The following is a 15,415-nucleotide window of genomic DNA, read 5'->3' on the forward strand; positions in this document are numbered from 1 at the left end:
AGATTATTTGTTTATTATTTTTTCAACCCAAGTGTTGTCGTTCATATTAATATGCATGAAGTATACTCCAGAGCTTAAGTTTGTTTTTAATGTATAGCTATTGATACCTTCGGAAATATTCAAGACCTTACTATGGATTAGTTGGTTTGAAATATTAAATATCTGAACCGTTACCGTCTCCGCATTTTCAACGTTGAAATCAAGATTTATTTCATTTTCAAATGGGTTAGGGTGTATGTTCACACCACTTTCAAATAAAGTAAGGATAACAGGCTCTCTTGTGTTTCCTAGAATATCATTTCCTTTAAATGTAAATTCTTGTTGTGTAGCTACTTTCTCATTTCCATTGCCTACAAAAAAGGTGAGTGCTTCAGAAGCTTCTCCATAAATGGTCATAAAGCTTAACTCACTATCATTAATGGTTTGCAATGCTCCATAGCCTTTCATATTTCCGAAGCTATCATAAGCAAATACCTCATGATATCCTTCTGGAAGTTGAACAACCGCATTCATGTTTTCTGAAAAAGATGCAAAGTCGTCAATCACATTTATAGTAGTACTTGTACTTGATGAGGATCTATTTAAATAGGAAGGATAGCTAAGCTCTTGTGCTGTAGCAGCACTAAGCATGTATCCATTTCCTCCTTGAAGCGATGTTAGTGTACCACTCCAGCCATTTAATGCGTCGTAAATGGCAAATGCTGTTTGTGATTTAATCACATCACCATCACTAGGTTCTAACAATGATAATACTTCATTTACATTGTGGTTGCTGCTAAAAGGATAGGGAAGCCAGTTCCAACCTTGCACGACATCAAAAGTCCATGTTTCTAAATCTACAGGAGTTCCTTCAATAGTCAAGGGTTGTTGATTGGTGGTAAACACTTTATACATTTGTGTGCTACTTAGACCACCATTTGCAGAAATTGAACCACTCCATCCGCTATTCTCTGGATTGGAAGGATCTTCATAATACAATTCAACAAAAGTTTCGCCTGGAGCACTAGAAGTAATCCTATCTGATGTTTCAAGATCCATTCCATCAGTAAGCTGGTCAATGTCTTGAAAGTCGATATCATTTACATTCATCGATATCCATGTCCAACCCCCATTAAAAGATAACTCTTGGAAGTATTCTCCCGTGTTTTCAAATAGGGTAGGGTTTGTTAGAGAACCAATTACATCATTTTCTGAGAAGGTATTTGAAGGCGCACCATCTACAGAAGCATGCAACACACTTCCTTGAGAAGCATCCCATATTCTATAGGTCACCTCTTCACCAAAATTGGTGTTGCTATATACTGTTAAGAATACAAAATATTCTTCATAGTTATCATCAAAAACCAGTGATGCAGATCCTCTTACTTCACCATCTACAAAGGCTCCAATACGATCAAAAGAATCTCTAGAGAAAATACCATCAATACTCACCCGACCAATGACATTCATACTAAATTCATAATCATCTGGATTCACATTCCATTCTGGGTCTTGTGCTAGCACTTTTAGATCTACTTGTAATTTTTGATCGTAGCCAAAATCGGTTTCTAGGTAGATGTCTTCTGTATAATCACCAGAAGTGATATCGTTAGAAACTGTAGCCGAAAGTGTAATGGTACTACTAGGGATTAATACTCCAGTGGGGTCTTCAATACTCAACCATGAAGGAATATTACTAATACTATACGGTTGATTGGTACCTCCTTGATTTACAATAGTAATATTAAAAGAAGCATCTTCCCCTTCTTCTTTAATCAAGTCTATCACTTCATTGTATCCTGGCGCAAACCATGATACATCGTTGCGTTGTATAAAGGCAGTCCACGTAATAGGAGATTCTTGCCTGTTATTGGCAGCATCAAACATTCTGTGTACTGTGATATCCAAAATTTGACCTTCTATAGCAGCTGGGTCAGATATTACAGGTTCTAGAATAATTTCGTCACCATTGATGACTCTATTTACTTGGAAACTAATAATCTCACGTTCTGGTTTAATTGGTGGTGTATCTGTATTATAATTTACAACACCATTATTTAGAACAGCATCGCTGGTAATAATATCACCATTACTAAAGGCATGATAGTAAGTTGGGCCGTTTCCTGTTGCCGGGTCTGGTTCATTCATACGTGCATATAGCATCATCCCTATGGTAAATGGATCTACTTCTGAGTACTGATCTCTAAAAATCTGCTCTTCATTACGAAGTGTATTCCAGAGTCTAAACTCATCGAGCTGTCCTATGTATTCTCTATCTATGGTAATTGCCCCTGTGTTGTCTGTTTGTCCTCTAGCACCAAGCCAGATTCGGTTTCCAGAGAAGCCTCCAATAGTAGGAGTAGGGTTTGAGCTTACTTGCGCTCCATCTACATAGGTGATCAACGAACCATTTCTGTTTAACAACAAGGTAATATGGTGCCAATCATCATCGGCTACAGATTGTGTGGTTAGTGGGTAGTTTGTTCCTTCTGAAGCAAATACCATATTACCATCTGCAGCAAGATTAAGCGCCCATTTATTTTGGAGTCCGTTTGATTGTTCGAGATCTGTTCCATCGCCACGACCGTTACTAAAAATAGTAGCTTCTTGTGCAGTTCCTGTTTTCATCCAAAAGGAAATGGTAGCGTCTGTCTCATCATCAAGTTGCACAAAATTAACGTTGTCTAAGGTCTGGAATTGACCTGCTTCAAACTGGTACGATTCTCCTTTAGGTTTAATATCCCAACCTGTGTCAAGAATCATATTGTTAAATCTAGCATCATCTCTGGCAATAGCGCCACGTCCTTCATCCATGGGCCAATATCCTACCAAATTACGTTCGTTCCCGATAAAATCGGTATAGATATTTGCAAAGGCATCTTCTAGGGTTAATGGTTTACTCCACAATCTTAAATCATGAATATTTCCGATGAAATCTTCATCACCCAAAATCAAATCATTATTGTTTGTAAATTGAAGTGTTCCTAAATCATTGATTTCTTGAATATTCATATCATCACGGTAGGCACTCATACGACCTAGCTCCTCATTGTAGGTAAATGTATAATGATGGAACAGTCCATCTGCAGGTACATTGGCCTCTACAATAACGCCACCTAGGGTAAACGTTAGGTCAGTTTCACTAACTTCTACAGACAAACCTTGGTCCTGATCTATAATTAAGGCAGATCCGGCTGTGGTTTCATTAAGCATCCAAAATTCTAAAGAGAAATCTCCATTTACAATATCTGGATCTACAATGGTTGCCATATCATTCCCTCCATCAAAGCGAACCGATACACTATTATTAATAGGTAACTGGTTTGTTCTTCCGGTAATGGTAATCTGACTAATAGCAGAGTTATAGAAAATATCCTCATTAAAACTCGCTTTAATATCATCGCCAGAAGATAGAATTCCATCTTGCGGTGAAGGTGCATTAAAACGACGCGGTGCTGTGAGGTCCACTGTTCCAGGAATAGATTCTGAAATAAATTCGGTACCATTTACACAACTCGTTCTCGCTCTTATTTCATAGTCTCCATCTTGCAATGCAGCCCCTACAATATCGAAAGGATATATCAAGTTTGGTGCACTAATAAGTGAAATTTCTGTCTCGCCAGCCATTTGAGCGTCATCAAAAAATGCTTGCGTGGTATAATAGGTTTGCAATCTGTTCCAGTTTGGCGCAGTTGTTAAACGATATTCTAAGTCTATCTTCTCAAAACTATTAAAGGCTAGATTGAAACCGTTGAGGTCTACTTGCACTGGGTTTGAGGTGCCATCTTCATTAAAGGCAGTTTCTCTATTGTATACCCAGTTCTCTGAGGGTGCCGTAACACTCACACTTGAACAAGCAGGTATAAAGGTTGCAGAGATAAGTACATCATCACTAACAGCCTCTCCATCACAGAAAGATTCTAACACAATTCTAATGTCTTCATAGACAAATACATCCGATACAGATTTAGTCAATGTTAATGCGTAGGGTGTTTGTACTCCATAAGGTACAGTTACAATAGTACCGTTGGGTTCAATGTTAATAATGGCATTGTTAGGATTGGTCGTGTTGTCAACTTTTAAAACAAAATCTGCATCGCTTTCGGTCACACTATTGTTTTCTAATAATAGCACAAACTCTGCGTTTTGAGATTCTGGGATGTTAGTAACACTAGCAGTTTCAACATTGATGAGCGGTACCTCTACACGTTGTGTTGCAACGCTTAAGAGAACTTCTACAGATGGGTCTAATGGTTCAATCACAGTAGCATCTGGATCATAGGTAGCCGGGTTGTAAAAAATAGCAGTCTCTGCACCTTCATAAGGGCAAGAAGTACGTCCACCTACTGTAGAAAATACAGGTCCATTTCCATTAAATAAATTAATAACATCTACACTTAACAAGTTGTCTGGATCTGGATCATTTAGGGTGTAGCTAATGTTGGTGCTAGACTCTGATTCCTGACTCAAAGTAGTTGTAGTTCCTTGGCTATATTTTCCTTCAATTTTACCAATAAGTCCTATGCCATTTAACACCACTCCTAGTTGTGCTTCAAAAGCATCGTCTGTTTCAAGAGTGAACGTAGTAGCTGTGTTTACGGCAACGGTGGTACCTACACTTCTTGTAAAATCACCTACTCCAGAATCAAAAGAAATGTTGTCTGAAAAACCATCATTGATTAAAGTGATGAGCTCTTGTAAATCTAATTTTTTAAGATTAAAGACTTCCAATCTTTTTTCAATTTGGCGTATTTGAAAGCCAACAACATCTTGCGCAGGTGATGTTGGAAGTGATGCATTTAATGCGTCAAGTGCCATTTGCGCTACGGTAATTGCAGCATTTATTTCGTCAAACTCGGTCTGAATATCTGCAATAAGCTCCTCTCTAAATTGTGGCGCATTATTTAAAGCTGTGTATTTACTACGCTCATTCTCTAAAATAGTTTTACGCCATAAAAAGATTTGCTGCTCATAAAAAGCTTGTGGCTGAATACCATCTACTCCAACAATTAAAGTCCCATTAACAATACCATCAATGACAGCTTGTAATTCTGGAATGGTGGTGTCAAGAATCGCTTTTTGTGATAATACATAAAACGTTTCTGAAGGTTCTTCATTAAAGAAAATCGATTTTTGTTTTCCAACAAATAAAGATTCACCTGCATCATTTGTTAAGGTAAGATCTGTAACACCAGGAACATTGTTAGGCGATGCGTACACATCATCATAAGAACCATAGGCATAGTTAACAGATTGACCAATGTATAAATCTCCTTCAGAGCCTACAAAATCAGTTTCTGAACTTGTAGAGATACTCTGAGAAAAGGTATAGGTTTTTTGAACACTAGACGCATCTTCTGAAGTTGTAGTAAGTCCAATTCCTATCGTCCCTTCATTTACAGATTGTGAAGAAATTACGGGTCCAGCTAAACCACCACCTGTTTCTAATTTTACACCTGTTAGGATGTTTACTGAAGCAGAAAGGTTGTTGCTTGCCGTAGATGCAGTCGATTTAATAAAACTAATAGACTCGCCACTTTCTATGGTAGCACTACTTCCAGATCCTGGAGGATCCCGAAGTATAAGGTCTGGAACATCGGGTGCAGCCGTTAAAAAGGTCTGACTCCCATCACTGGCACCTCCTAAGATAATTCCTTCTGTGAGTACATTTTCGGCAGGATAGTCGATGCCTTGAATGCGGTAATTGATAGAAATATTACGGGTGTATGGCGAAGAAATTCTTGGCAAACCACCTTTAAAATTATAATGAATAAGACTGGCATCTAAAGCATCTACTTCAATAGATTCTGTGCCTTCTAATGCTAAGTTGTTAGTTACTAAAAGTTCTCCATCAACAATTGGGTCTTGAGTCACAACAGGCATGTTCATGTCGTCATAGTTGGTGTACTCTTCAAATCGTTTTAAATCTATTAAATAGGGGATAAATTGTCTGTACACAGGAAATTGAAATCCTTCGGTAGAAACCATATCGAGCTCTCCATCATTGTCAATGTCTATTTCAATTTCTTGTTCAGAGCTTTGTCCAATAACACGTAGGGTAGGAGTTGCTCTGTAAATCGTGCTTTTTGCTAAGTGATACGGTTCTCCTTCTTGAATGTTTCCATCAGGTAATTCTACTAAAGGAACAACGAGTTCTGGAATGTTTTTAAGGTTGAGGTCCTCTTGAGCACTTAACAAATTAATGCTTGTTACAATATCATTACCGCTTGTGTCTTCTCCTGTCTTTAAATTAGCATTGACAGATTCTAGCTTGTAATTTAATGGAAGTAGTGTAATACGATACTCACCAGAAGTCTCATTCGTACTAAAGTTAAAACGGGTATCATTTGTTACCATACCTGCTGGTGGTTGGTATCCAAGTGTAAGGTCTGCAACCCCTATGTTGTTTTTACTAGAGATTGGAAAGGCCTGTTGTATTCCTTCACCATCTGTGTAGGTGTATTCTACAAAGCCATCTGCTCCAAAACCTATGGGCTTTGCACTCTCTACAGAGCCGCCTACTACGCGACCCACCACTGTTACTTTGGTATTGTCAATAAATGTAGTGGTGTTATTACGGTCTTCAAAAAACTCTTCAAAGGTCCCAGATACTGCTGGAAATCTTCCCATAAATTCAAATTCATGGTCTATTTTTCCTATCGTAATGTAGTGGTTTCCTATAGGGACGCTAATCTCAAAACGGCCTTCGGTATCAGTAACTACGGGTGTGTTGTTTTCATCGAGTACAATTTCGCCATCGATAAATACATTTACACCTTCACTAAAAATAGTAGCGTAGTTTTCTAAAAAATCATCTGTTTGATCACCAGGAGTGCCGTTATCATTAAGCCAGTATTCTCCTTTTTCATATCGTAGAGGACCTACTTGGTATTGGTTGTAGCCTACTTCATCAATATCTGGATGTACTATTTCTGCTCCGGCAATAGGACCGAAGATACCTCGAGAATCATACATCACACGTCCTTTAAATACAAAAGAAGAGATGTCTGTAAAGTTAATAGAGTTTACTACTTCTGCTCCTTGACCTAGAAAAACTAATTGTTGGTTGGGCGCAAATTCATGCACTCCTAAGAGTGGTGTAATGTTAAACGATTCTCCTGTTCCCGTGTAAGGTATCGCTGTAATTTCGTAGTTTCCATTTTCATCGGTTACCCCTAAAACGCCTAATTGCTGTTGTGTTGGTACATTGCCTTCGCCGCTCACCCAAATTACTTTGTCTGGATCTGCGGTACCTCTATCATATAATCGGCCATGGTTATTGTTGTAGTTAAAACCTGTACGTGATAAGTCATAGGCAAATTCTCCTACACCTTCGTTAGCTCTTAAGTAAGAAATTAGATTTGTATTATTACCATTGATAAAACGACGGTAATCTACACGTATGTTTTCTTCGGAAATATTATTTTTCCAGATACGTACTTCGTCTATCAAACTTTCTTTTCCACCACCAATGTTAATTTTATTCCAATTAAGTGCTGTTCCTCCAGGCATTAATGAAATAGTACCTGTGGGCTCTGTTACTAAGAAATCTGGGTACTCTTCATTATTAGCGGCTTGGTAAGCAGCATTTAACTGACGTCCATTGATAAATAATAAGGGTGTTTGCCCTTCTGCAATCTGTACTGAAATATGAATAAAAGACGAATTAAAATTAGAAACAGGTGTAAGCTCATCGTTTCCATCTGCTAGTAATTCTCCCGAAGGATAAAACCCACCAATCACATAATTATTTCCGTCAATAGCTACCGTTAACTCATTTGCTGCTGCATTTAAAGATACTTGTGTATCTATGGTAGGAATAGCCAAATCGTTTGTGCCTAACGAAAATAATGTAATAGGCGTTGCACCAGCAGTAAATAGACTTTCTGGTTTTACAAATGCTTGTAAAGTAGCTGCCGTAGTAATGGCGTTTGCTATAGGGGTATTAATGCGCAATGCTCCTGTAGCTGGTATTTGTACACCAGTGCCATCATTATCTGCTGCTGCCTGTGCCGTAGCTCTAATGACCACATCTTGTACAGGATTTCCACCTTCAAAATTAACGCTACCCGTTACAATGGCCGTAGGACTTCTGTAGCCAATACCATCTATAAAGGTAAGTAGTCTGCCTTCGTTGCCACCAATACCTTGGGCTTCAAGTTTATATTCGTATAAAATACCACCTTCTACAAATTCATCTTCATATTCTGTAGCGATGGGTGCTGTATTTGCTATTTGTACATACGGGTTGCTGCCATCTTCTGTGTATTCTCTTCTAAAGACAGCAATGTTTGACACCAAATTGAAATTGGATTGTAGTGTCCAGCTTATGCGGATCATGTCTCCAAAATACCCTTTAGAAACATCAAAGGAGGTCTCTGAAAAGGTATTAGGTAAGTATAAAATACTCCAAGGGAAACGAACATCTAATGGTTCTGTAGTTCTATCAGTTTGCCCGATGGTTGTACCTAAAGTAGGGATTCCTACCTGTATGGTATAGTTGTTCGCCTGTATGGCTTGTGATGCCGTAATAGGCCTCACATTCTGGTCCTGGTTTTGTGCTATTGTGCTCCATACTGCAAGAAGCAGGAGCATTGCTATAATTTTTCTCATGGCTATAGCAATTAAAGTTTAATGATGTAGTTTACACCATAATTAACAGGCCTACTCTCACCACCATCAAAACCTGTATTTCCATTTACATTATGAGAGTGATTTCCACTGCTAAGTGTTGTATTTCCTATTGTAGTATAAATTCCTGGTCTAGCACTGCTTGTACCACTAGGGCTTTGTCCTAGATTAGTATTTGTTGTATTAACTAAGTCATTGAAACCATGAGTATGAGCACCAGTTGTATTTGTATTGATATTAACCGTGTGTCTGTGACTTAAATTTGAGTCATCTTGAACTCCATTAAGTGTCGTGGTTACATTTGTAAGATTGTTTGTGCCTACACCGCGTAAAAACATACCCTGTAAATCAGGAGTGTTTGGGCCATGTAGCGCCTTTAGTGCATCATATTCTAAACCATTTGGAATGGCAGCGCCATCACAAAGCAACCAACCTTCTGGAGCTGTAGTTCCTACAAATGGCATTACTGCCCCCGTAGGCACCCCATTATCTGCTGAGATTGCATAAGGAACACTATTTAGTTTTTCATCAGAAATCACAGTGCCGCTTTCTGAGATACGTAAGAAAATTTCTTTACTATTAAAAACACCTCTTCTTCCTGCGGTATTTACAATTGTTGAAAAGACTCCAAAACTATCAGTGGTAAGATTTTCTACTTGAGAAGGCGTGTATAATAAAGTTTCGTTCCCGCCTTCAATAAAATATAAGTCAAATGTTAATATAATTGGAGCGCTAATACGCGCAGTACCATTGTTGTCCCTAGCAATCCCTTGCACAGGAATCCCTATGGTTGATTGTGCAAATGCTGGTGCTAGAAAAAGCAACATAAATAAAGCGGTGAGAATTTTTGTAGTTTTCATAGGTATAGTGTTTATAGAGAATGTTAATTTGCGTTAAAGTTTAGTTTGAAACAAAGCTACATCTAGTGGAATTCTCCTACAATACGTATCGATGTCGATTTTTACGTAGGGGTACGTAGTGATAAAATGTGTGTTTCCTTTTCTGAAATTTTAGTTTTTCTGTATTTTGTATCTATTAAAACAAGTATCATCTTTTTAAAATTTCCGCCCACATTCCTCATAAAGATGCAGCGGGCAAACAAGAAAAACTATGCAAAAATTATTAGGAATAGGATCAAGAATTAATCATCCCGAGTATGGAAAAGGAGTCGTTACCAATGTCACAGCAACAATGTATTGGGTGACCTTTATTGAGGATGGTCTTGAAACCATAGCCCTCGATGCCGATTTTGAGGTCATTGAAGCTGCCGAAGATGACGTGGATACGGTGAGTTTATATGAAGTAGAAAAATCCTTACGTGATATTTTAAAACGTTGGAGTGATGTAAGCGAGATTGTGCCTATAGCAGATAAATACAAAAATGGGAAGATGATTTTACAACCTGCAGATGTTGGTTTGTCAAACAAGGAAATCCCTATCAAAACCTTTTTTCATAAAATAGTCATGCTGCGCGATAGATTGCGTGTGATGGAACAAAAAATAAACAGTAGTAAAACCCTAGATGATCAAGACAAAGTAGATTTACAACAATACATCACAAGATGTTACGGTAGTTTAACTACTTTTAATGTATTGTTTAAAAATAACTCGCAACAATTTAAGGGCGATAGTTCCAAAAAATAACGGCATATTGATTGCACTGGAATTAAAATAAAACAAAAAATATTTATGGAACAAGTACAAGAACCTCAAGAAACCTCGCAACTTTTTATTGGAGACTTAAGCTCAGAAAAGCGTGTGGCCTTTTATAGAAAAACCTATACGCACCTAGCACTTGCAGTGTTATTATTTGTATTGGTTGAAATGATCTTTTTTCAGATAGGACCTTTGGTGAATTTTGCATTATCCTTAACCCAAGGATGGACTTGGTTGATGTTATTAGGAGGTTTTATGCTCGTTACAAATTATGCAGAAAAGATGGCGGTAGAAAATCATGATACCTCTAAACAATACATTGCCTTACTCATTTATGTCATTGCCGAAGCTTTTATCTTTATACCACTCATTTATATTGCTATGAATATAGCGGGTAGTGGAGGTGCTAATATTTTAAGTCAGGCCGCGATTATGACCTTGTCTTTATTTTCTGGCTTGTCTGCTATTGTGTTACTTACCAAAAAAGACTTTTCATTTTTGAAATCGATGTTGTCTATTGGCTTTTTTGTAGCTATTGGTTTGATTGTAGCAGGAACCTTGTTTGGTTTTAATTTAGGTTTATGGTTTAGTGTTGGGATGATCCTTTTGGCATCGGGTTCTATACTGTACCAAACATCAAACATGGTACACAAGTATAACGAGGATCAATATGTAGGCGCTGCCTTAGGCTTGTTTGCTTCTTTAATGTTATTGTTCTGGTACATCTTAAGTATTTTAAGTAGAGATTAAACACGCGTAAAACAAAAGACAGAATAAATCGTTCGGTTGTAAGGAGATAGTTACTATCTTGTCTTGCAACCGAACTTTTTTATGATACCAGCACTAATTCAAGAAGATGCCCCATCACTCGTAGGCTATTACGCCTATTACGTGATCTTCTTGGTGATTCTCTATTTTTTATTTCAAGTTTTTGAGAACTGGTATGCTGCACGCTATGACAAGCCACTCTTTAGGCATTTTTTGGTGTATAAAAAACTCTCTAAAGTGCAAGAAACGTTATTAGAGCAAGAGTTTTCTTTTTATGCTGGCTTGGCTCCAAAGTTTAAAAAGCAATTTCAGCATAGAGTAGTTACCTTTATTAATAACAAAGAGTATGTCGCTCGAGAAGCAATAGATTTAGATGTTGCAAAACAAACTTTAATTGCAGCAAAGGCATGTATGTTAAGCTTTGGACGCAAAAACTACACTTATAAAATTATAGATTACATATTGGTGTACCCAGGAACTTTTTATAGCAATAGAAATGAAGCCTATCATAAGGGAGAATTTAACCCTAGAGAAAAGAGTTTGGTTTTATCTTGGAAAGATTTTGAAGAAGGGTATCGCATCGAAGATGATAACTTTAATCTCGGCTTGCACGAGTTTATGCACGCCATGCATATTGAAGCCAAAGTAGGGAAGGACATAGATTCTGCTCGGTTTATGAAACATTTTAGGCTGCTCTTAGAACGTTTAAGTGATGAAGATCTTAAAAAGAAATTGGACGAAACTCGTTTTTTTAGGGCCTATGCCTTTACCAATCAGTACGAGTTTATGGCGGTCTTGGCTGAGTATTATTTTGAATCTCCAAAAGAGCTGGAAGAGCATTTTCCTAAAGTATATACTCATGTAGATAAAATGCTAAATTTGGGTTTTGTTGTGGCCTAGAGGTGTAAGTCTCTATAAGGAATACAGTATTGTCTTTATAACTCCTTTATTATTTGGCAATATAATTGAAGATAGTTCTTTTTCTTCAAGTGCTTTAAAATGAAAAGGAGCAGCTGAAATGCTAACCCCACTTTGCTTTTTTAATCGAATGCCTTGTCCCGAAATGATGTCTTTGTTTGGTGTAAAATCTCCTAGCGGGAGATGCTCTGTAAGAATGATGTATTTGTAATTATAAAGTTGTTCTAAAATACGGTGTATTTCTGTGTTTGATAGATGTTGTAATACTTGTCGCACCAAAGCACAATCTCCTATAGGAAGTGTGTCTTTTGAAATGTCTAAGCAATGAAACGTTAAGCCTGCTGCTTTAATAGTGTCTTGATTGTAGGCAATAAGATTTGGAACAATATCTACCGCATGGTATTCTTTTGCGTAGGAGAGTAATTGGTGTCCAATATTAAAATCGCCACAACCTAAATCGCATACTGTAAGCGGTGTTTTAAAGGCATTTAAAAATGAAGTGACGGCAGATATATATGGATTCACTAATTCAGGGTCATGCGATCCTTCGCCCGAGTAAAAAGGGTTCGTGTTGCTTCCCCAAAGCTGTTGCTCATATACTTGGGTCATCGCATTTTTGGTAGGCCAGGGTTTCTTGTTTCTTTGGGACTCCATACCTAAATTTGTGTCGCTTTTAGTTGCTGACGATATGCTTTACAATCATCTCGGCATGCACTCTCGAGTTTTCAATAAACCATTTGTGTGTTTCTGTTCCGCCACAAATAACGCCCGCCAAATACAATCCAGGCACATTGCTTTCCATGGTTTCTGGGTGATAGTTTGGGGTATTTTTTTCTTCGGAAATTTGAATCCCCATGTGCTTTAAAAAATCAAAGTTTGGGAGATAGCCTGTAAGTGCAATAACATTATCATTAGCTAATATAATGCTTCCTTTAGGTGTTTTAATTTTCACTTCATTTTCTGAAATTTCCTCCAATTCGCTATTGAAATAAGCTTTAATACTTCCCTCTTCGATGCGATTTATAATATCTGGGCGGACCCAATATTTTACGCGTTCTCCAATTTCTGCTCCACGAACGATCATTGTTACCTCACCTCCTTTGCGATGAATTTCTAGGGCAGCATCAACAGCACTATTGCTAGCACCAACCACCATCGTTTTTTGAAGGGCATATGGGTGTGCTTCTTTGTAATAATGCGTTACTTTTGGGAGGTCTTCGCCTGGGATATTTAATAATTTAGGAATGTCGTAAAAGCCTGTTGCAACAATTACTTGTTCGGCTTGGTAGGTGTTTTTTGAGGTGGTAATTGTAAATGTATTCATTTCTTTTTTTACAGTGGTCACCGTTTCAAAGAGTTGTATGTTTAGTGTATTATTAGTTGCAACTCTTCGGTAGTATTCTAATGCTTCGTTTCTGTTGGGTTTGTTACTCGTGCTAATAAAAGGAATATGTTCGAGCTCTAATTTTTCCGAAGTAGAAAAAAAAGTCATGTTTAAAGGGTAGTTGTAAATGGAGTTTGTGAGGGCTCCTTTTTCTATTACAATATAGTTTAGGTTGTTCTTTTTGCAGGCCAATGCGCAAGCAATACCAATAGGACCCGCTCCAATGATAAGTACATTGGTTTTTGTTCTCATTATGCCAATAGCTCTTTTAAATCTAGAATGGTCTTGGTTGGGTTTTCAGAATTAAAAACATAGCTGCCAGCTACTAAAACATCTGCTCCCGCATCTGCTAATTGTTTTGCGTTTTTGTTGGTTACACCGCCATCTATTTCAATTTTAGTGTTAGCACCTTTTCGAGTGATCAATTCTTTCAAAGCGACTACTTTGTCATAGGTGTTTTCAATAAAACTTTGTCCGCCAAAACCAGGATTTACACTCATTAAGCATACTAGGTCAATGTCTTGAATGGTGTCTTCTAAAAGTGAAATATTGGTATGCGGATTTAAAGCAACACCAGCTTGCATGCCTTCAGCTTTAATAGCCTGTAGAGTTCTGTGTAAATGTGTACAGGCTTCGTAATGAACCGTTAAAATATTGGCCCCTAAATTTTTAAACGTACTAATGTATCTGTCTGGATCTACGATCATTAAATGTACGTCGATTGTTTTTGTGGCGTGTTTGGCAATGTCCCGTAACACAGGCATCCCGAAAGAGATGTTTGGAACAAAAACACCGTCCATGATATCTATATGAAACCAATCTGCCTCACTGTTGTTAATCATTTCTACATCACGTTGTAAGTTGGCGAAATCTGCAGCTAAAACAGAAGGGGCAATAAGAGTATGGCTCATGGCAATAGTAAAAAGGGTTGTATTAGACGTTGTATTTTTTCTGAAGTACTTACTTTGTTTGCTTTTAAATAAGCATCTATTGTTTCCAGTTGATTTGGAGTACGTACAATATTAAAGTCTGTACTGTAGTCCAAAAATAATGCTTTTTGTTTGGGTTTGTTTATAATTTCAAAAATAGAATGATGTCTAGGGTCATTTTTTATTTTTTCTTCATAAAGAGGAAGGATAATGTCTTTTTCTCCCTCTAATACTTGAAAGAAATTTCCAAGTTCATATAGCAAAATACCTGTAACATTTCTAAGAGAATTACTTGTATAGGTACAGTTGTAGATGGATTCAAGTTCTTCTTCAGAAAGTCCATCTACTGCTTTGCTGGAGTAGCAAATAGTGTGAATCATGATTGTAATTGGTAAAAGTTGTTTTGTTAAAGATACAAAAAAAACCTCCGGTAATCAGCCGGAGGTCATTCATCAATCAAAAAACGAACAGTATGTTTACATTGTAAATACTGTCGTTAGTTTTATATATTTTGAAAATTGCTTTAGTATTTCATACAAAGGTACAAATTTAAAAGCTAAGTCGATAAACCTGTTTGAATTTGAACGCTCATCATTTTGTAACTATCAATTTTAAAATTTCTTTTTTTAGTGAGCAACTAGGAAATTGTTTTGGATGCTAACATTTCCGAAGGTAAAAAAAACGTTACGATTTAATTTTGTCTAAGTAGTATTCTAAAATAGTAATAGCTTTTTTTGCTTCCTCATTTTCAGAAAGTTTTATCCAATTGATATAGGTTGAGAGTTTAGCTACTTGAGTAGGTGAGTTTACTAAACTAAAAGAAGATTGGTATTCTTTAAAAACTCGTTCCTGTATGGGTGTTTCTGAAAATTTAAATATCTGGTGGTGTCTTTTGTCACTAATAATTTTAGCATAAACCTCTTGTACGGCATGTGTTTCTCCTTCTAGAATTTGAAAGAAACTTTTTTCTTTGTACATCAATATACCAGAGATATTTTTTTTAATATTATTGAATACAGCATGTTTTAATAGGGAGTCTATCTCGACTTGGGATACATGTGCTGATGCGCTGCTAATGTAAATAATTGAAGATAACAAAGTGTTTTAATTGGGTATTTACGATGCTTGCAATATACTATTTTTTGAAAGT

The 15,415-nt window shown here is 37.1% G+C and carries 10 protein-coding genes; 3 read left to right on the forward strand and 7 right to left on the reverse strand.

Going from position 1 to position 15,415, the window contains the following annotated elements; all coding sequences use genetic code 11:
- Window positions 1-3: 3 nt before the first annotated feature.
- Together ACY2RS_RS07900 and ACY2RS_RS07905 are read right to left on the reverse strand one after the other, a co-directional pair.
- Complete coding sequence (locus ACY2RS_RS07900) at window positions 4-8,592, reverse strand: LamG-like jellyroll fold domain-containing protein (protein WP_490098095.1); 8,589 nt, start codon at window positions 8,590-8,592, stop codon at window positions 4-6.
- Window positions 8,593-8,603: 11 nt separating this feature from the next.
- Window positions 8,604-9,470, reverse strand: coding sequence for a tail fiber protein (locus ACY2RS_RS07905; RefSeq protein ID WP_490098096.1), 867 nt, complete (start codon window positions 9,468-9,470; stop codon window positions 8,604-8,606).
- A 250-nt stretch (window positions 9,471-9,720) separates the two neighbouring features.
- Between ACY2RS_RS07905 and ACY2RS_RS07910 the strand changes: the two genes are divergently transcribed.
- From ACY2RS_RS07910 to ACY2RS_RS07920, 3 genes are all read left to right on the forward strand, one after another.
- Window positions 9,721-10,254: a DUF8685 domain-containing protein gene (locus ACY2RS_RS07910; protein WP_490098097.1), complete on the forward strand. Its 534-nt coding sequence runs from the start codon at window positions 9,721-9,723 to the stop codon at window positions 10,252-10,254.
- Window positions 10,255-10,299: 45 nt separating this feature from the next.
- Window positions 10,300-11,016: a Bax inhibitor-1/YccA family protein gene (locus ACY2RS_RS07915; RefSeq protein WP_490098098.1), complete on the forward strand. Its 717-nt coding sequence runs from the start codon at window positions 10,300-10,302 to the stop codon at window positions 11,014-11,016.
- Window positions 11,017-11,097: 81 nt separating this feature from the next.
- Entirely contained in the window at window positions 11,098-11,934 is an 837-nt protein-coding gene (locus tag ACY2RS_RS07920; protein WP_490098099.1) for a zinc-dependent peptidase, read from the forward strand.
- A gap of 12 nt (window positions 11,935-11,946) precedes the next feature.
- Here ACY2RS_RS07920 and ACY2RS_RS07925 read toward each other — a convergent pair whose 3' ends face one another.
- The 5 genes from ACY2RS_RS07925 to ACY2RS_RS07945 form a co-directional block, all read right to left on the reverse strand.
- Window positions 11,947-12,606 carry a class I SAM-dependent methyltransferase gene (locus ACY2RS_RS07925; protein ID WP_490098100.1) on the reverse strand — a complete coding sequence of 220 codons (660 nt, stop codon included), beginning with the start codon at window positions 12,604-12,606 and terminating at the stop codon, window positions 11,947-11,949.
- A gap of 19 nt (window positions 12,607-12,625) precedes the next feature.
- Complete coding sequence (locus ACY2RS_RS07930; RefSeq protein WP_490098101.1) at window positions 12,626-13,588, reverse strand: YpdA family putative bacillithiol disulfide reductase; 963 nt, start codon at window positions 13,586-13,588, stop codon at window positions 12,626-12,628.
- Window positions 13,588-14,247: a ribulose-phosphate 3-epimerase gene (rpe, locus tag ACY2RS_RS07935; RefSeq protein ID WP_490098102.1), complete on the reverse strand. Its 660-nt coding sequence runs from the start codon at window positions 14,245-14,247 to the stop codon at window positions 13,588-13,590. Before rpe ends, ACY2RS_RS07930 begins: the two co-directional genes overlap by 1 nt.
- Entirely contained in the window at window positions 14,244-14,645 is a 402-nt protein-coding gene (locus ACY2RS_RS07940) for a BLUF domain-containing protein (RefSeq protein ID WP_490098103.1), read from the reverse strand. Before ACY2RS_RS07940 ends, rpe begins: the two co-directional genes overlap by 4 nt.
- Before the next feature lie 304 nt (window positions 14,646-14,949).
- On the reverse strand, window positions 14,950-15,363 hold the full coding sequence (locus ACY2RS_RS07945; protein ID WP_490098104.1) for a BLUF domain-containing protein: 414 nt from the start codon (window positions 15,361-15,363) through the stop codon (window positions 14,950-14,952).
- Window positions 15,364-15,415: the final 52 nt, after the last annotated feature.

The organism is Patiriisocius sp. 208BN25-11 (genome assembly GCF_058147145.1).

Bases quoted from the DNA above. Each gene is read 5' to 3' on its own strand.
- ACY2RS_RS07905 (WP_490098096.1), bottom strand. From the start codon at position 9,470: ATGAAAACTACAAAAATTCTCACCGCTTTATTTATGTTGCTTTTTCTA.
- ACY2RS_RS07910 (WP_490098097.1), top strand. From the start codon at position 9,721: ATGCAAAAATTATTAGGAATAGGATCAAGAATTAATCATCCCGAGTAT.
- rpe (WP_490098102.1), bottom strand. From the start codon at position 14,247: ATGAGCCATACTCTTATTGCCCCTTCTGTTTTAGCTGCAGATTTCGCC.
- ACY2RS_RS07900 (WP_490098095.1), bottom strand. From the start codon at position 8,592: ATGAGAAAAATTATAGCAATGCTCCTGCTTCTTGCAGTATGGAGCACA.
- ACY2RS_RS07925 (WP_490098100.1), bottom strand. From the start codon at position 12,606: ATGGAGTCCCAAAGAAACAAGAAACCCTGGCCTACCAAAAATGCGATG.
- ACY2RS_RS07915 (WP_490098098.1), top strand. From the start codon at position 10,300: ATGGAACAAGTACAAGAACCTCAAGAAACCTCGCAACTTTTTATTGGA.
- ACY2RS_RS07930 (WP_490098101.1), bottom strand. From the start codon at position 13,588: ATGAGAACAAAAACCAATGTACTTATCATTGGAGCGGGTCCTATTGGT.
- ACY2RS_RS07920 (WP_490098099.1), top strand. From the start codon at position 11,098: ATGATACCAGCACTAATTCAAGAAGATGCCCCATCACTCGTAGGCTAT.
- ACY2RS_RS07940 (WP_490098103.1), bottom strand. From the start codon at position 14,645: ATGATTCACACTATTTGCTACTCCAGCAAAGCAGTAGATGGACTTTCT.